The sequence below is a fragment of the Methylophilus luteus genome (assembly GCF_042676265.1).
In the GTDB taxonomy this organism is placed as follows: Bacteria; Pseudomonadota; Gammaproteobacteria; order Burkholderiales; family Methylophilaceae; genus Methylophilus; species Methylophilus luteus.
The window spans coordinates 177,652-195,906 of sequence record NZ_JBHTKB010000001.1; the positions used below are offsets into that span (position 1 = coordinate 177,652).

At 54.0% G+C, this 18,255-nt stretch carries 14 protein-coding genes and 1 riboswitch; of the genes, 11 read left to right on the forward strand and 3 right to left on the reverse strand.

Annotation, left to right across the window (positions count from 1 at the left end; all coding sequences use genetic code 11):
• Window positions 1–3: 3 nt before the first annotated feature.
• Window positions 4–1,104, reverse strand: coding sequence for a mechanosensitive ion channel family protein (locus ACFQ1Z_RS00760; RefSeq protein ID WP_379054656.1), 1,101 nt, complete (start codon window positions 1,102–1,104; stop codon window positions 4–6).
• A gap of 351 nt (window positions 1,105–1,455) precedes the next feature.
• Between ACFQ1Z_RS00760 and ACFQ1Z_RS00765 the strand changes: the two genes are divergently transcribed.
• The 3 genes from ACFQ1Z_RS00765 to hflX all read left to right on the forward strand — a co-directional run bounded on the left by ACFQ1Z_RS00765 (window position 1,456) and on the right by hflX (window position 3,636).
• Complete coding sequence (locus ACFQ1Z_RS00765) at window positions 1,456–1,896, forward strand: hypothetical protein (protein ID WP_379054658.1); 441 nt, start codon at window positions 1,456–1,458, stop codon at window positions 1,894–1,896.
• 12 nt (window positions 1,897–1,908) lie between these two features.
• Window positions 1,909–2,148, forward strand: a complete 240-nt coding sequence (locus ACFQ1Z_RS00770) for an AbrB/MazE/SpoVT family DNA-binding domain-containing protein (RefSeq protein WP_379054660.1) — start codon at window positions 1,909–1,911, stop codon at window positions 2,146–2,148.
• Window positions 2,149–2,295: 147 nt separating this feature from the next.
• Window positions 2,296–3,636 carry a GTPase HflX gene (gene hflX, locus ACFQ1Z_RS00775; protein ID WP_379054662.1) on the forward strand — a complete coding sequence of 447 codons (1,341 nt, stop codon included), beginning with the start codon at window positions 2,296–2,298 and terminating at the stop codon, window positions 3,634–3,636.
• A 70-nt stretch (window positions 3,637–3,706) separates the two neighbouring features.
• On the opposite strand, the gene ACFQ1Z_RS00780 is transcribed toward hflX, so the two are convergent.
• Window positions 3,707–4,588, reverse strand: coding sequence for a LysR family transcriptional regulator (locus ACFQ1Z_RS00780; RefSeq protein WP_379054664.1), 882 nt, complete (start codon window positions 4,586–4,588; stop codon window positions 3,707–3,709).
• 107 nt (window positions 4,589–4,695) lie between these two features.
• Here ACFQ1Z_RS00780 and metE point away from each other — a divergent pair, with 107 nt between their 5' ends.
• The 8 genes from metE to ACFQ1Z_RS00820 all read left to right on the forward strand — a co-directional run bounded on the left by metE (window position 4,696) and on the right by ACFQ1Z_RS00820 (window position 16,319).
• A complete protein-coding gene (gene metE / locus ACFQ1Z_RS00785) occupies window positions 4,696–6,987 on the forward strand; it encodes a 5-methyltetrahydropteroyltriglutamate--homocysteine S-methyltransferase (protein ID WP_379054666.1) in 2,292 nt (763 codons plus the stop codon).
• A 226-nt stretch (window positions 6,988–7,213) separates the two neighbouring features.
• A complete protein-coding gene (locus tag ACFQ1Z_RS00790; protein WP_379054668.1) occupies window positions 7,214–7,726 on the forward strand; it encodes an RNA polymerase sigma factor in 513 nt (170 codons plus the stop codon).
• Complete coding sequence (locus tag ACFQ1Z_RS00795; protein WP_379054670.1) at window positions 7,723–8,568, forward strand: FecR family protein; 846 nt, start codon at window positions 7,723–7,725, stop codon at window positions 8,566–8,568. Before ACFQ1Z_RS00790 ends, ACFQ1Z_RS00795 begins: the two co-directional genes overlap by 4 nt.
• Before the next feature lie 31 nt (window positions 8,569–8,599).
• Window positions 8,600–9,097: a sigma-70 family RNA polymerase sigma factor gene (locus tag ACFQ1Z_RS00800; RefSeq protein ID WP_379054672.1), complete on the forward strand. Its 498-nt coding sequence runs from the start codon at window positions 8,600–8,602 to the stop codon at window positions 9,095–9,097.
• Complete coding sequence (locus ACFQ1Z_RS00805) at window positions 9,094–10,104, forward strand: FecR domain-containing protein (protein WP_379054674.1); 1,011 nt, start codon at window positions 9,094–9,096, stop codon at window positions 10,102–10,104. The genes ACFQ1Z_RS00800 and ACFQ1Z_RS00805 overlap by 4 nt, the downstream gene beginning before the upstream one ends.
• A gap of 104 nt (window positions 10,105–10,208) precedes the next feature.
• Window positions 10,209–12,635, forward strand: a complete 2,427-nt coding sequence (locus ACFQ1Z_RS00810) for a TonB-dependent receptor domain-containing protein (RefSeq protein ID WP_379054676.1) — start codon at window positions 10,209–10,211, stop codon at window positions 12,633–12,635.
• A 158-nt stretch (window positions 12,636–12,793) separates the two neighbouring features.
• A complete protein-coding gene (locus ACFQ1Z_RS00815; protein WP_379054678.1) occupies window positions 12,794–15,031 on the forward strand; it encodes a TonB-dependent receptor in 2,238 nt (745 codons plus the stop codon).
• Window positions 15,032–15,077: 46 nt separating this feature from the next.
• Window positions 15,078–16,319: a PepSY-associated TM helix domain-containing protein gene (locus tag ACFQ1Z_RS00820; protein WP_379054680.1), complete on the forward strand. Its 1,242-nt coding sequence runs from the start codon at window positions 15,078–15,080 to the stop codon at window positions 16,317–16,319.
• A 15-nt stretch (window positions 16,320–16,334) separates the two neighbouring features.
• On the opposite strand, the gene ACFQ1Z_RS00825 is transcribed toward ACFQ1Z_RS00820, so the two are convergent.
• Window positions 16,335–17,606, reverse strand: a complete 1,272-nt coding sequence (locus ACFQ1Z_RS00825; protein WP_379054681.1) for an OmpP1/FadL family transporter — start codon at window positions 17,604–17,606, stop codon at window positions 16,335–16,337.
• A gap of 407 nt (window positions 17,607–18,013) precedes the next feature.
• Window positions 18,014–18,236, forward strand: a riboswitch (cobalamin riboswitch).
• Window positions 18,237–18,255: the final 19 nt, after the last annotated feature.

An 18,255-nucleotide genomic window follows, 5' to 3' on the forward strand; every position in this document is an offset into this window, starting at 1 on the left:
ACATTATTGCAGCGTATTGCTCAATGCATCTTTGGCCAGCATCATTTTTATTTCAGGGTTCTTGGACAGATTGAGTGTCATGGTCGGGAAAGCAAAACTCACATCCATAGACTCCAGCTCGCGCATCAGATACAGGTTGATGGATTGCTGTATGTCCATGTAAATGTTGTAGCTGCTATCCAGCACATAGTAAACGACTTCAAAATCCAGCGAGCTCAGGCCAAAGCCTTTAAAGTGGGCACGGTCAAACCTGGCTTTGGATTCTGCAGCAACGGCTTTTTTAACGATCTCGGGGATCTTTTCCACCACATCGGCTTTGGTGTCATAAGTGACGCGGAACTGGAACACCACTCTTCTTTCTGCCATGCGTTTGTAGTTATGTATGGTGTTTTTTAACAGCTCGGTATTACCGCAGACGATCTGCTCACCACTCAGGCTGCGGATATGAGTAGTCTTGAGGCCGACCCGTTCTACCGTCCCCAGCACATCACCAAAAATAATAAAATCGCCTATCACAAACGGTTTATCCAGCCCTATTGCCAGTGATGCGAATAAATCGCTGAGAATATTCTGCACCGCCAGGGCGACCGCCACACCACCTACGCCCAGACTGGCGACAAAAGCGGTGATATTGACCCCCATATTGGCCAGGATACTGAGCACGGCGATAGACCAGACTATGGTTTTAAATATCCAGGACAGCATGGTGGTGAGCACCATGTTTTCGGCGGAGCCATCCGTGGCCACGGTTTTGGCTTTCGCCCACAGCGTGATGCCCTTGCTGACCCATATCGCTATCTGGATACCTATGATGAGGAAAGAAAGATAATCAAGACGGGTGAGCCACCTGGCGTTCAATTCCAGGAAATGCATGGCGAACAGAAATGAAAACAATGCGAAAGTTAACTGGTTGGTACTGCGCATGACCTCGACGATCAGATCACCCAGTTTTGTCGGGTTGCGCAGGGCAAATTTGGTGATCCTTCTGATGGCGAATTTCCATATCAGAAGCAATACCGCATAGGTGGATATGAAGATCAACAAGGCATAAAACCACTCATTGATAGTGAAACTGAGGAATTTTGATTGCAGCCAGCTAGTCATTTATTTCCTTAAGCTAAGGGTGAATGAATAGTCAGGAGATTGATTACTTGAACTTGCAGAGTGAAGCAAACGCGGTTTAGACACTTTCACGAATGAAACAACAAACCTTTTCCCAACAAAGTTATGTGGGATGGAGATCGGGCTGTTAAGTTCCATTCACTTTGCATGCAAAACCTGACCAGCTAGCAGATGTTAGTCGCTATACATGACATCCGTATGTAAGCGGCACAGCCGATTGCCACTATGAACTGTGCTAGTAGTAAAGCGCACACCATGTACCAGTTTTTGTCAGCTTTCTGCTTGCCAGATGCTTAAGAATCCAGACTAGGCGTGATTGACTAGTCTGCGCTAATGAATAAGGCTTTTCATGCAAATCCGTTTCATTCAAACCTTGGATTCTGGAGAAAAACGATGGAAGTAAAAGACTGGATAACCATAGTCTCTGCATTGATCGTCGCGATTGGCTGGTTTGTGACTGGCTATCTCAATCGCGTCAAAGACGTTGCACAAAAACGGCTGGAATATAGGCTGAAAGCGTTAGAAGCTTTCCTTGTGGTATGGTTTGCGATTCAAAAAAACAGTGCGCCATTCACGCAGCCTGAGTTTTTGACACAACTAGAAGATGCCAGAAGCAAGTTTCAACTCTATGGTTTCAAAGATGAGATCGAGTGGATGGAAAAATTGGTTTCTGCGATGGAAAAACAAAATGTCCCAGCCGCAAATGAAATGCTGAGGACGCTGGTGCCTCTGGTGCGCGTGCGCATACGCAATGAGTTGAAGATCGCTGGCTGATCACAAACCAATATGCAAGTTGCAAAGTGGGGTAATTCATTAGCAGTAAGGTTGCCTGCTAGCGTTGTGCAGGCACTAGACCTTAAAGAAGGCGATGAGATAGATTTGCATGTGGCAGGTGAGTGTAGCTTTGAAATAAGCAAACGTGCGAATGCGAAAGAGCTGCTTACTCGCTTGCGCGCATTACGTGGGCGTTTGCCGGAGAGTTTTCATTTTGACCGTCTAGAAGCTAATCTGCGGGATAGCGACTAAATCCATCAGCGCCTACTTAGCCTTAGGCGGCGCTTGCTTATCGACAGTGCGGTCATTGTTTAAGATTTAATCTAAGCATGCATGATGGTGGTTGCTGCATTTACAGGTACTATCTACTCTCAGCTATCCAAGAGACAAAACTCCCTAATGCAAAGTGAAGTTAAAGAGCCCATCAGGTACGCCGTGGTTGCGTCCGTTCAGCTACCTAATGTGAGTGATATTGAGTTTGAAGCCTCTTTAAACGAGCTGCGCGAACTGGCAAAAACGCTGGGCTATCACATCGTAAACACCTTTGTGCAGAAGCGTTCAAGCTTTGATACCACTGGCTATCTCGGTATCGGCAAGCGCGAAGAGATCCGTGATTATGTCAGCCTGCATGCTGGAGATGAAGAATCTCAGGCATTGAATGCACAACTACCCGAGATTGAAGCCGTGCTGGTTGACCACGAAATCTCGCCGGCCCAGGCGCGTAATCTTGAGATCGAAGTGGGTTGCGAGGTGATGGACAGGACCATGGTCATCCTGGAGATATTTCACCGCAATGCGCGTTCACGCGCCGCACGCGCGCAGGTGGAGATCGCGCGTCTAGGCTATATGGCGCCACGTCTGCGTGAGGCAGCAAAACTGGCAGGCCCACAAGGCCGGCAGCGCAGTGGCGCGGGTGGTCGCGGCGCAGGTGAGTCGCACACCGAGCTCGATAGGCGCAAGATACGCGACCGCATTGCCGATCTGCAACAGGAAATCATCGTCATGGACGGCGAGCGCAGAACGCAACGCGCACGCCGCCAGGAGCGCCAGACCATGGCCAGTGTCGCCCTGGTCGGCTATACCAATGCAGGCAAATCTACCTTGATGCGCGCCCTGACCGGCAGCGAGGTGCTGGTGGCGAACAAACTGTTTGCCACGCTGGATACTACGGTGCGGGCCTTGTATCCTGAGAGCGTGCCACGTGTGCTGGTCAGTGACACGGTAGGCTTTATCAAAAACCTGCCGCACGGCCTGGTGGCTTCTTTCAAATCTACGCTGGATGAGGCGCTGGATGCCTCACTGCTGCTGCATGTGATCGATGCCAGCGACCCCGGTTTTGAACGCCAGTTGGAAGTGACAGATAAAGTACTTGAAGAGATCGACGCCGATACAGTGCCGCGTATCCGCGTTTTCAACAAGATAGACTACGTGGGCGACGCCACGGCGCAAGCCGAGTGTGAGGCCGCCCTGCGCTTGAAGTACCCCGAATGCATCGTCATGAGCGCGCGTCGCCCCGATGAGGTTGCAAGCCTGCGTCAGAAGATCGTTGATTTTTTCCAGCAGGACCTGGTCGAGAGTGAGATCTTCCTGCCGTGGACCGCACAACAACTACGCGGCAAGATTTACGCCACCTGCCAGGTATTGAACGAACGCTCAGAAGACGAGGGCGCTTTTTTCACCGTGCGTGGCGAGCAGAACGATATAGACAGCTTGCGCGAGCAGCTGGCGCAGTTGCCATAAAAATTGCAGCCGCCATGCGGCAAGCGATTTATCACTCAGTTCGCGCCGGGTAGTCCGGCGCAATCGTCATTCAGCCGGCCTGGGCCAACTGGATAAACGCCTGCACATAGTCTATCTGCGAATCTGTTTCGCGTATGCCCAGATAGATCTGCTTGGCGATACCCTGTTTGCCCAGTTGCACCGGCACCACCTCAAAACGGTTTTGATACTCCTGCACCAGCCAGCGCGGTAAAGCTGCCACCCCGCGGCCGCTGGCGACCATTTGCAACATAATGTCGGTGGTCTCTATCGGTTTATGCACCTGCGGGCTGATGCCGGCCGGTTGCAGAAACTGGTTATAAATATCCAGCCGGTCTGTCTCTACCGGGTAGGTGATCAGGGTCTCATTGCTCAACTGTTCAGGCAGCACATAAGCCAGTTTTGCCAACGGGTGCTTGGCATGCACCACCAGCACCTGCTCATAATCGAACACCGGTTGAAATAGCAGGCCGGGTTTATACAGCGGGTCTGGCGTCACCAGCATATCTATCTCATAGCCAAACAAAGCGCCTATGCCGCCAAACTGGAATTTCTGTTTGACGTCTACATCTACATCCGGCCAGTCTGCCAGGTAGGGCGACACCACTTTGAGCAGCCATTGGTAACACGGGTGGCACTCCATGCCTATGCGCAAGGTGCCGCGCTCGCCCTGGGCAAACTGGCGCAGACGTTCTTCTGCCAGCGATAACTGTGGCAACAGGCGGTTGGCGACTGCCAGCATATATTGCCCTGCCTGGGTCAGGCGCAGGTTGCGGCCTTCGCGCAGCCAGATATTGGTGCCCAGTTGTTGTTCCAGTTTTTTGATTGAATGGCTTAATGCCGACTGCGTGAGAAATAACTTGTCGGCGGCGGCAGTGAGTGAGCCTTGCCGTTCAACCTCGCGGATGATCGCCAGATGCATACGTTCTATCATGGGCTATGTATGAATAAAATTAATAGATTGTTGAAATAATACCATTTTACTTCATGAGTGATGCTTTTTAGAATGCGGGTTCTCAAACGATCAACCACGAGGCTAGCATGGTCACCACCCACAATCTTGGATTCCCGCGCATAGGCGCAAAACGCGAATTGAAATTCGCCCTGGAAGCATACTGGAAAGGGCAGTCTACATTAGACGCCGTCAAGCAGCTCGGTCACGAGCTACGTCAACGGCACTGGGCCTTGCAAGCCGGGCTGGATCTGGCGCCGGTGGGTGATTTTGCCTTTTATGACCAGGTGCTGGACATGAGTTTCACCCTGGGCAACCTGCCAGCGCGGGTGCAGGGATTTCATGGTGATGAGCTGGATAACTATTTCCGCGTCGCACGTGGCCGTTCTGCGCAATCGGCTGAAGCGCATGCCCAGTGCTGCGGTGGCGTTGCCGCGGGCGAAATGACCAAATGGTTTGATACCAACTATCACTACATCGTGCCGGAATTCACCGCTGCAACGCGATTCAAGCTCGATGCGAGCCGCTTGCTGCAGCAACTGGCTGAAGCCAGGGCGCAACAGGTCAAGGCCAAGCCGGTGATCATAGGCCCGGTGACTTACCTGGCCATAGGCAAGAGCAAGGATGACACTAGCCAGCTGGCATTGCTGCCACAATTGCTGCAAGTGTATACAGAGCTGCTGGAAACCCTGGCCGCGCAAGGGGTGGAATGGGTGCAGATAGATGAACCCATACTGGTGACTGAACTGGATGCCGACTGGCAGCACGCGTTCAACCTGGCTTACCACCAATTAAAGAGTTGCCGTGTGAAACTGCTGGTCGCTACTTATTTTGGCCAGCTGGCGGATAACCAGTACCTGGCCGCCAATCTGCCGGTGGCTGGCTTGCATGTGGATGCCATCAATGCGCGCAGTGAGATCGTGCCGCTGCTAGGCATGCTGCCTGCGCATAAAGTACTGTCTGTAGGCGTGATCAACGGCCGTAATATCTGGAAAACCGATCTCAATGCCACCCTGGACTGGCTGGAACCTATCGCAGAACGCCTGGGTGAGCGCTTATGGCTGGCGCCTTCGTGCTCGCTGCTGCATGTGCCTGTCGATCTCGATAGCGAGCAAGCACTGGATCTGGAGATCAGGTCCTGGCTGGCATTTGCCACGCAAAAGCTGGACGAATTACAGATTCTGGCTACCGCCCTCACGCAAGGCCGGGCAGCGGTGAAAGACCAGCTGGCAAGCAACCACACCGCGATCGCGACCCGCCGTAGTTCGCAGCGTGTGCATAAGCCGCAGGTAAAAGCGGCGCTGGAAAAACTGACCCCGCAATTGGGCCAGCGCCAGAATGCCTATGCGGTCAGGGCCAGCAAGCAGGCAGCATTGCTCAAGTTGCCTAAATACCCGACCACCACCATAGGCTCCTTCCCGCAGACGGCAGATATACGCCACGCCCGCAGTGAATTCAAGGCCGGTCGTCTGGATGCCGCTGGCTACCAGGCCGCCATGCAGGCGGAGATCGCGCGTAGCATACAGGAGCAGGAAGCACTGGGCCTGGACGTGCTGGTGCATGGCGAAGCCGAACGTAATGACATGGTGGAATACTTTGGCGAACAGCTGGATGGCTATGCTTTCAGCCAGTTCGGCTGGGTGCAGTCTTACGGCTCGCGTTGCGTCAAACCACCTATCCTGTTCGGTGATATCAGCCGCCCGCGGGCGATGACGGTAGACTGGATCAAATATGCGCAATCACTGACCAGCAAGCCTATGAAAGGCATGCTGACCGGCCCGGTGACCATACTGAACTGGTCGTTCGTGCGCGATGATCAGCCGCGTTCTGTCAGTTGCTACCAGCTGGCGCTAGCGATACGCCAGGAAGTGCTGGACCTGGAACAGGCCGGTATCAATGTGATACAGATAGATGAAGCGGCATTGCGGGAAGGCCTGCCTTTGCGTAAAGCCCAATGGCAGTCATATCTGGACTGGGCAGTGGAGTCATTCCGTATCACTGCCAATGGTGTAGCCGATGAAACACAGATACATACCCATATGTGCTATTCGGAGTTCAATGACATCATTGAGTCTATTGCCGCCATGGATGCCGATGTCATCACCATAGAGACCTCGCGTTCTGATATGGAGCTGCTGGATGCGTTCAAGACCTTTGACTACCCGAACGAGATCGGGCCTGGCGTGTATGACATACACTCGCCGAATATTCCTGACCAGGCTGATATGGTCAAGTTGATGCAACTGGCGGCCGAGCGGGTGCCTGCAGAACGTTTGTGGGTGAACCCGGACTGCGGCCTGAAAACGCGGCAGTGGGCAGAAGTGTTGCCCGCCCTGCGCAATATGGTGGCCGCGGCAAAAACGCTACGCGCAAACGCATAAGTCTGTAGTGTCGACCTGAGCAGGGCGGCGCACACTGATAACGCTGACATTTCTCCAGAGATGTCAGCGTTTTTTATTTTTAATGGCGCGTTAAGACTATCTTCAAATTTCTTCACCTGGTCAGTGAATCTTTGCGTTTCTTCACCTATTTGAGAATGATTTTCATTTGTAATTTTTCAGTGAGGTCGTTAAGATACCTGTTTTATTCAATTGCTGTTTATTCGCCGTGTTGCTTCATCCGGAACATTCCAAACTCGTAGTCAGCCTGGTTTATCACTATGACGAACTGGTCAGTTATGTGAAACGCCGCTTTGGCGATCATCATTTCGCGCAGGACGTAGTGCATGATGTGTGCTTAGAGTTGATGGAACGGCCGCCACTCAGCACTGTGCATACGCCGATGGCGTTTTTGCGCCAGCTCACCCGCAACCGCGCCATAGACCGCTACCGCCAGCAGCAGACGCAACAGTCACACCTGGACAGCCTGCAGCACACCGCCGGCCATGCCCATCATATCGATGGCGAGCGGGTACTGCATTTTGTGCAGCGGCTGGAAGCACTGAAACGACTGATTGAAGCCTTGCCCTCACGGCAAAGACAAGTTTTTTTACTGCATAAACTGCACGATATGCCACAACAGGAGATCGCCGACGAACTGGGCATTTCGCGCAATATGGTGACCCAGCATTTTGGCAAGGCAATGGCGGCTATCAACCTCAGCTGGGGGCACACTGCATGAAAGTGACCGCCCATGAACTGTCGGCCTTGCCCGACCCAGTTGCTGCAAACGATGCGCTAAGCCCCTATAAAGAAGCTTTGCGCGAGCATTTTCCCAGCCGCGAAGCATTGCTGCAGGAAGCCAAGCGGCAAAGCAAACGGCAACGCGTGTTGAAAAAAGTCGGCAGCGGCATGGCCTTGTCACTCGCGCTCGCGGTCAGCTGGCTGCTAGACCCGGTCTGGCACAGTGAAGATTTGCGCACTCTGGTCGGCCAGCAAGCCAACTACACCTTGAAAGACGGCACACATGTCGCCCTCAACACCGATAGTGTGCTGGTGGTTGAACAACACTTGTATTCACGCCGCCTGCACTTAAAACAGGGTGAAGCCCTGTTTACGGTAGAACATGGCTGGCGGCCATTGACGGTGTATGCCAACCAGACCCAGGTTAGGGATATAGGCACCATCTTTAATGTGCGCAACACCGCACAAGGCGCGGTCGTCACCGTGGTTGAAGGCAGTGTGGAAGTGCGCACTGCCCATGCCCAGCGCATACTGACGCGGGATATTTCGGTCACCACCCAGGCCGGCATGATCTCTGAAAGCCGTTGTAGCGCGGCCAATATCGCCTGGCAACAAGGGCGGCTGCTGTTTGATGGCACGCCATTGGCTGATGTGGTCGCTGAGCTGCAACGTTATCACCGCGGCCAGATCAAGATCGCCGACGCCACTGTCGCGCAATATCGCTTGTCTGGTGAGTACGATATCAATGGCATAGATGCACTGCTGGATACCTTGCCCGAGATCATGCCGCTGCGCGTAGAGCGGCTGGCGGATGCCACTGTCGTGATCAGGCATCAGTAACCATGCCCACCCTCAACCATCAGCCCACATCATGGCCTTGCTGAATATACGCTGGCAGCAGCTGAATGAGGTCTACCAGCAGCACCATGAATGGTTGCAGGGTTGGTTGCGCAAAAAAACCGGTAACAGCTGGGACGCAGCCGACATTGCGCATGACACTTTTGTGCGGGTGATGGACAAGGACAAGCTGCAACTGGGCGCTGAGCCGCGCGCGCTGCTGGTGCATATTGCCAAAGGCCTGGTGATAGACCGCTGGCGGCACCAGCAGGTAGAGCAGGCCTACCGCGAAACCCTGGCACAACTTTCACCTGAGCTGTGGCCTTCGGTTGAAGAACAGCAGCTGCTACTGGAATCACTGCAGCAGGTAGACCGGCTGCTGCAAAGCATGCCGGGGCAGACACGCGCTATTTTCCTGCTGGCGCAGCTGGATGGTCTGACCTATCAGCAGATCGCACAGCAACTGGATATTTCATTGATCACCGTGAAACGGCATATGCGTAAAGCCTACCTGGAATGCCTAAGCCTATGACCAGCGCAAGCCCACATTCACAATCCCCAACTCTAGATGCGCAGGTGCGGGCGCAGGCGGTGGACTGGCTGCTCAAACTGCAATCCGGACACATGAGCGAGGAGGCGCAGCTGGCATTCCAGCATTGGCAGAACAGCCACCCGCAACATGCGCAGGCCTGGGCCAGGCTGACCCAGATTCAACAAACTTTTGGCCAGCTGCAGCATAAACCGCTGGCGAAACAGGTGCTGACCAGGGTAGAGCAGACCTCACGCCGCAAAACCCTGAAAACCCTGAAAACCCTGGGTACGCTGGGTACGCTGGGTACGCTGGGTACGCTGGGCCTGTTACTGCCTGCTGCCTGGCTGGGCGTACACAGCCTGCCCTTGCAGCGCGCCGGCTATCAAACGGCGGTGGGCGAGCAAAAGCACCTGCAATTGCAGGATGGCACCCGACTGGTATTGAACACCGATACGGCGGTGGATGTGCACTATCAGGCGCAGCGCCAGATCACCTTGCACCAGGGTGAAGTGTGGCTGGAAACCGGGCACCAGGATAAACGTCCGCTGGTGGTCACCACACCGCATGGCCAGTTGCTGCCGCTGGGAACCCGTTTTAATGTCAATGTGCAGACCAGGCAAACCATACTGGCGGTGACTGAAGGCGCCGTGCGCATACAGCTGGCCAATGGCCTCAGCAGTGTGGTGCAGGCCGGGCAACAACGCGCCTTCAGTCATGATGATGTAGGCCGTGTCAGTGCCGTCAGCGACAACGTAGGCTACTGGCAGCAAGGCATGCTGCTGGCACAGGAGATGCCATTAGAAACCTTGCTGGCCGAGCTGGCACGCTACCGCCACGGAGTGATCCGTTGCCATCCTGAGCTGAAACAGATGACAGTGTCGGGGGCGTTTCCCTTGCGCGATACCGATGCCGCGCTGGACCTGCTGCAAAAGACGCTGCCGGTCAATATCGTCGCCCGCAGCCGCTGGTGGATCATGGTGGAACCTGCGGCCAGGGCGGCAGGTTAAAAAAATATCAGCGGCCCTGATACCTTTTTTGTTTTCGTGCGGTGTACATGATGAAGGCCAGCATCTGGCCATTTCATTACTTATTCCGGGAAACATATCAGGCAATGACATCTTTTAATTTTCAACGCTCGCCGTTGCAGCGCGCGATCAGCGTCGCATTGTGTGGTTTTATATTGGCTGCCAGTCCTGCGCTGGTGCTGGCAGACAGCGTAAAAACCATCTCCGAAAAACAGCGCTGTCAACTCGCCGCTGGCCCGCTAGGCCATGTGCTGGCTGAATTCGCGGCACTCACCGGCACCCGCTTATCCTTTGACCCGGCACTGGTCGCCCATCTGCAAAGTAAAGGCCTGCAGGGTAATTACACCGTCAATGAAGGTTTTGAGGCGCTGCTGAAAGGCAGCGATTTCGTGCTCGAAGATAAAGGCGGGCAGCAATATTCACTGAAGAAATCCTCCACTGTTAGCAGCGGTTCCGATGTCAGCAGCCGTACCGATGTCAGCAGCCGTACCGATGTCAGCAGCCACGCCAGGCCGGCCAGCAGCACAGCAGACTCTATAGATACGCTGGCAGATGTGACGGTAAAAGGCGAAAAGATAGAACGCAAGTTAAGTGAAACATTCTCCAGCGTGGCCGTCTCCACCGCAGAAGCTATACGCACCCATGCCGATCAGTCACTGACCGAGATCATGGCGCGTACGCCTGGTGTGTATACGCAGTCACGCAATGAGACCTGGGGCATACGTGGTGTGCCTGTCACCGGTTTTGATGACCAGGGGCCGCTCTCGCTCAATAATGCCGTGTCTGTGTTTGTCGATGGTGCCTTGCAGACCAGCAGCATGGTGACTTACAGCCCGCTCTCGACCTGGGATATGAAACAGGTGGAGATCTACCGTGGTTCGCAATCTACCGTGCAGGGCCGTAACGCACTGGCCGGTGCGGTGATCATGCAGACCAATGACCCCGAGTTCAAGAATGCGCTGTCTGTGCAGGGCAATCTGGGCAATTATCACCAGCAGGGCGGGGCAGTGATGGCCAATGCCGTGCTGGTGCCCGATGTGCTTGCCGGCCGTTTGGCCGTGAATGCGCAGAATGAAGACGGCTATATCAAGAACAGTTTTCTGGATAACGATGCGGATAGACGTCGCTCACTCAATGCACGCGGCAAGTTGCTGTTGCTGGCAGGTGAAAAAACCGAAGCTTTGCTGACACTGGCGCACACCGATTATCGCGCTGGCAGCAATGGCGTGACGCAGATCAACAACCAGCCACAATATTACCGGCTGGCGCAGAATACGGCCGCGCACGACAATGTGCAGCAAAACGAAGCGACCCTCAAGCTGACCTACCAGATCAGCCAGCCCTGGTCGCTCACCAGTATCACCTCGGGTACCGATGCCAGTTATCAAAGCCTGCTGGATTTTGACCAGCGCGTGAATGCCAGCCAGGAGGCCGACCGCCAGCATCAGACCAGGCTGTTCAGCCAGGAGCTGCGGGCGACTTATCTGGGCCAGGCGATCAAGGCGCATGCCGGGGTCTACTATGGTTATTCGCGGGTCAAATTCAATGACGAACTGCGTATCGTCGGCCTGGGCGCTGTGCTGTTATCGCAGGGTAAAAGCCAGATCCGTAACAATGCCATTTTTGGCGAGATCAACTGGGACCTGGATGAGCATTGGCAAGCGATCGCCGGCTTGCGCTATGACAGGGAAAAAAATGAAGCCAAGGTCGATTATCCGCTGGATAGCTTAGGGTTCGCGCCGGTGACGCAGGCCGATGAACAAAAAAACTTTGGCGCATTATTGCCCAAAGGCGGTATCAACTACATCTGGTCACCTACTCAGCGTACCGGTTTTGTGGTGCAACGCGGTTATCGTGGCGGTGGCGTGAATATGCGCGTGCCTTCAGACCACAAACCTTATGATGCCGAATTCACCACCACCTATGAGTTCTCCTACCGGGGCAGCTGGCCTGAATATGGCGTGAAAACGTTTGCCAACCTCTATTACACCGATTGGAAGAACCAGCAGGTGCGCCAGTATGATGCAGTCACCGATAGCCTGTATGTGTCGAATGCGGCCAAAAGCCGTATGCGTGGCCTGGAAGTCTCCGCCGAATATACCCTCAACAGCGAATGGCAGCTGATCGCAGGTGCGGCCTACAACCACACCGAGTATCTGGACTTTATCAACAGCGACGGCATTGATATGCGTGGCAAACAATTCGTCATGGCACCAAGAAGCAAAGTCAATCTGGGGCTGAATTACCACCTGGGCAACCAGTGGTTATTCAATGTAGACACGGTTTACCAGGACAGCAGCCCATCGGTGTACCTGGTGGATGAGACCAGGCGCAACGACAGCATCGTACTGGTGAATGCGAATGCGGCGTATAGGCTCAACCCGCGCACCACAGTGAATGCCTTTGTGCGCAACCTGTTTGACCGCGAATATATCACCAACAACAGCGTAGGCAATGTGCTCGATGTAGGCGCGCCGCGCCTGTTTGGTGTAGCGCTCAAACTGGAGATTTAAAGTCAGGCCATGCCAGCACCTGCTCTGATGAGCAGGTGTTTTTTTATGCACGGCTGATTTATTTTAAAAAAATCTGCAGCAGTACCTCAACATTGTTTCGGGCACAAACGACATACCCATATCAATATGATTTTATCGTCTTAAATATGGGAGTCTCAATGCGTTCTCGCAGCAAACATTCTAATCACGGTTTTTCGGCAACCCTCAAGCGCACTAGCCTGCTGGCGGTAATGCTCAGCCAGGCATGGCTGGTGCAGGCGGCTGACTTTGATATTCCGGCACAAGCGCTGGACAAGGCTTTGAACAGCTTGGCCAAGCAATCCGGCGAGCGTATTCTTTTTTCTACCGATCTCACTGAAAAAATCTCTGCTCCGGCAGTGAAAGGCAACCTGAGCACGCAAGAGGCCTTGACTGCCTTGTTGAAAAATAGCGGCCTGGTTTTGCAGGGCAACGCGGCACAAGGTTATACCGTGGTCAGAAGATCAGCGGCACAGTCATATCACCATGAAGATACCTTGCCTGAGGTGGCGGTGACGGCCAAAGGCGAACAGACATTGCCAGTTAGAGAACCGGCTACCCTGATCATTGATGAAGCCGCGTTGGCACGCAACAACCCCAGTGATGTGCGCGGTATCTTTAATGGCCAGCCTTCAGTCAAAGTCGGTGGCGCTACGCCCATGTCACAAAAAGTCTATGTCAACGGTCTCGAAGAAACCAACCTGGCCGTGACTATAGATGGCAGCCGCCAGAACAACAAGGTGTTCCACCATAACGGCACCACACTGATAGACCCCTTGTTTATGAAAGCCGTCAGCGTCAATGCCGGCGTGGCCCCAGCCGATGCCGGGCCTGGCGCGATCGCGGGTTCTATCGCCTATGAAACCAAGAATGCGCGTGATTTCCTGACTTCGCCTGGCATGGGTGCTTATATCCGTTCCAGCTATAACACCAATGGCGATGTGTTCAGCCAGACACTGGCAGGCTATGGTGCTTCTGAGAAACTGGATGGCCTGGCCTATCTGACCGTGGCAAACGGCAACCGCTTTGAAGCAGGCAATGGCGACAAGGTCGATGGTACTGCCACAGATCTGGTCAGTGGCTTCTTCAAGCTGGGGGCAGAGGCTGAAGGCGGCCACCGCTTGCAGCTCAGCCATGAGCGCGTGCGTGACGATGCGGTGCGGCCGTTTCGTGGCAATATCGGGTTTATTTCAGGCAGGCCAGCCACAGAACCGCGGGTGCGTGATTACGAGATGACTCGTGACAATACCGTGCTGCGTTATACCCAGATCGATCCTGACCACTGGTGGAACCCGACTGCGGTGCTGGCTTACAGTAAAACTGAAATCACCGTGCCTATCATCACGGCCGCTGGCGTGGAGCTTTACCAGGGCACCGGTGAAACCGCCAGTTTCAACGGCAAGTTTGAGAACAAATTCCCGCTGGAGATAGGTAGCATTGTTGCGGGTGTAGATTTCTACCGCGACCAGGCAAAATACAGGGATCCGGATACACGACCAGATGAAAAAGCCAGCAATAACGGTGCTTATGTGCAGGCGCGGATCAACCCCTGGCAGCCTTTGCAACTCTCCTTTGGTATCCGTAATGATAGGCATGAGTTGACCGGCACCCGAGGCGAAAGTTGGGAACACTCCGGTTTCAGCTCCAATGCCTCGGGTGAGTTGTCTGTCATCCCTGAACTGCTGACCGTCAAAGCGGGTTATTCAGAAGTGTTTAGCGGCAGCCTGATGGCGGAAAACTTTATTATGAACACCGCCTGGAATTATGGCCGTGGCCCACGCGCCACTAAAGCCGATAACTATTTTGTCGGCTTACAAAGTCGCTTCTACGGATTTACTGCCGATGCCAAAGTATTCGAAACGCATATAGACGATGCACGCGTCGCGAGATTTAACCCTGTCACTAGCGCAATTCTGGCAAGAGATGTACGTACACGCGGCTATGAACTTGGCCTGGCTTATCAGTGGGAGCAAAGTTTTGCCCGCGCACGGCTGGCCGATATCGATGTCACCATAGACGGCGCCAATACCGATAGTGATGCCGGCAACTACCTGGCGACCCCGGTAGGCGAGATCCTTTACCTCACGGTCGGCCATCATTTTCCGTCCCTACACCTGACGCTGGGTGGCGATGCCGAGTTTGCGCAAAAATATAAAAAAGTCAGCAATGGCACCCTCGATTTCCCGTCGTATGAGGTATTTAATATTTATGCCGAGTACCAGCCGACCTGGGCAGTCAAAACCAAATGGCGCATAGATGTGCGTAATCTGTTTGATGACAACTACGCCGACCGCGCCACCTACCAGGGCTTTAACACCGTGACACCGCTGTATCAGCCGGGGCGCAGTGTGTTGTTCAGTGTCGCCGCGACGTTCTAGGCAGACTATGCACCAGCCAGTGCCCGTGCTCATAGCATCGCTTTAAATGCGCCAGGTTTTTGTCCTTATCCACAGGTATGTGGGGCTGACCCTGACCCTGTTTCTGATGCTGGCGGGTGTGACCGGCAGCTTCATCGCATTTTATGATGAGCTGGAAACGCAGCTGCACCCCGAGTTCAGGCGGGTGCAGCTGCCTGCGCAGCAGGCCGCCATCAGTGCGGTCACACTGGCCACTATGCTGCAGACGCAATACCCGGATGCGATGTTTAATCGCATCAACCTGCAGCATGCCGCTGACGAGCCGGTTTCATTCTATTTACAACCCCGGCCTGGTAACAAGCACGGATTGGCGAATGATGAGATCTTCGTCAACCCCTACACCGGGCAGGTGTTGGCCCAACGCAAATGGGGCGATATCACCCAGGGCAGCATCAACCTGCTGCCGTTCTTGTACCGCTTGCATTACTCACTGGCATTGGATAAAACCGGCCGTTTGATCCTGGGCGTACTGGCGCTGCTGTGGACAGTGGATTGTTTTATCGGCGCTTATCTGACCTGGCCGGCACGTCAGCGCAAAGCCGGCCTGATCAAACCAGCACTGACCGCTCAGGCCCAGCCTAATACCTGGCTGCGGCGCTGGTGGCGTGCGTGGCAAGTGCGCTGGCAGGGCGGGGCGGCGAAAGTGAATTTTGACCTGCACCGCGCCGGCGGTTTGTGGCTGTGGGCCATGCTGCTGGTGTTTGCCTGGTCCAGCGTGGCGTTCAACCTGCGTGATGTCTATTACCCGGTGATGGGCACGCTATTCAGCAAACAGGGTTTTGGCGAAGAGATCCCCAGGTTAGCCCAGCCATTGTTACACCCAAGGCTGGATGCACATGCCGCGCTGGCCACAGGCCGCAGCCTGATGCAACAGCTCAGCCTGGCCATGCAGTTTGCCATTCACCATGAAGCCAAGCTTTATTACGATGCCGGCAAAGGCACTTACACCTATATCGTCAACTCCAGCCGCGATGTGTCTGAAAAATCAGCCAATACTGCGGTGATGTTCAATGCCAACAGTGGTGAACGCCTGGCCGTTTATTTGCCAACCGGGGCGGCGGCGGGCGATAGCATCACGCAATGGTTGCTGGCCTTGCATACGGCCAAGGTGTGGGGTTTGCCCATGCAGATATTCGTCAGCGCCATGGGGGTTGGCGTGTTTGGTTTAAGTGTGACCGGTGTGCTGATCTGGTTGAAAAAGCGTCAAGCACGCCAGCGGGTGCGGCAGCTTAAACACGCACAGTTGTAAAGACTGCGTTTAGCTTTACCAGCGGCGGCTCAACATAAAGTGCAAAACAATCGCCTCGTTACGAAGTTCGGATGCGCCGAATAAGGCGCTGTCGTATTTTACTTTTACCGGCAGCATCCATTCCACGCCACCGGTGGCCAGCCAGTTCTGGTCTATCTTGCGCGCGGCGCCCAGGGTCAGGTGATGCTCGAGGATACCAGCCAGCAAGGGATTCGTATTCTCACGCGGAATCGGGTTTTTGCCATAGTTGTGGCCGGCATAAATGGTGGTGCGGTCATCCCAGTTATAAGCTACGCCGGTGGCGACTACCCACTGGTTTTTCCAGTCGGCAGCAGCCGTCGGGAAAGGGTAAACGGCAGGGGCGGCCGGGTTGTTGGGTTTGGTGGCACGCAGTCTTACGTCGTTGATGGCATCGTCCCAGTTCATCCAGTTGAGCTTGAATGACAGCAACCAGGCATCTGCTGGCTTGAATGCCAGGCCTACAGCCACTTCGCGTGGCAGAGCAAAGCCTTTGACTGAGGCGTCTGAGTATTTCACCTGGCCCAATCCGGCACTGGTGTAGTCGGCAACCAGTGTGCCACCGGTCATAGGCAACTCGGTTTTTTCTGTATAAGTGGCCGCCAGGGTTAGCGTGGGGGTGACGCGATATTGCATGCCTAATTTAAAACCGGTACGCAGTGCTGAAGCATCTTCGAGCTTATAACCGGAAAACCCGGCCAGACCACCAAACGAGGTGTTGGCAAAGAAATCCTGTTCTATGCTGGCATAAACGATATTCAGGCTGGCACCTAAAGAGAGTTTTTCATTCACCTGGCAGCCTATGCCGGGGATGACCTTGGCGATGCCGAACAGCGAGGATAAATCATCGCGATTGCCAAACGGCGTGCGTATCTTATCGAACACACCACCCGCGCCGCCTTGGGCGAAGAAACCTATGCCTGCCGTGCAGGAGGTATCTTCCAGTGGCCGCGCATAGCCGCCACCGCCGAGAAAGGTGTAGCGGTTGGATGCATGTTCTTCGTTGCGGGGGTCTTTATGCACCAGGTCGGTGGTGCGTAGCACCGAGCCGAACATATCCAGCAGCGGTGCCTTGATCTGGGTCAGCCCGGCCGGGTTGGTGTTGAGCGCGCTGGTGTCGCGCGCTACCGCCACGTCGGCACCGGCCATCAGGCTGGATTCGGCACCAAAGCCGATCAGGTTGATGCCGTTGGTGGCATGTGCAGTACTGGTGAAAGCCAAAGTCAGGGCAGTTGCTAGGCGGATTGCGGAGTAGGAGCAGGAAGTCATAACGAGTTTCGGTTTTATTGCATTAAAAGCAGTTTCGCATAATCTGGCACCGCTCAGTCGCAATAATAGAGCAGTAATTACATGGTATTTATGCGGCAATGAAAATGCCCACAGCTAAGTTGCGCAGATTTTGTCTGTGCTGGCGGTGATTAGTATTGGTTAAGGCGCCCGCATACTTGTGTTTGCTTTTTCAGGCCGTTTTTGTTTTTATCCAGGCTGATCAAGATGTTACAGCTTTGTAACAAAGCTATGCGCAATTCAATTAAAAATGCAATGCATTTTCGCAACTTTTTATTAAAAAAAATCTTAAAAATATATTCCTAATAGAAACAACTAGTTGACGATTTTGAGATGACTTTATAACTATATCTTGTGTTTTGTCTGATTGAAAAGCCATAGATATTGTTTTATAGTCGCATCCATACGGTTTGCAGAAGAAACACTTCTTCGGCATTTAAAAGGGAATCTGGTGCGTGAAACCGCCTAGCGCTCACCAAGCCAGAGCTGCCCCCGCAACTGTGATCAGCGAGTTGTTTGCCAACACTAGCAGCCACTGAAGAAATTCGGGAAGGCGAGTGCAAATAATCATGACCTGAGAGCCAGGAGACCGACCGTCAGTTTTTTTACTTGTTAACGTTTGAGGCGGGGT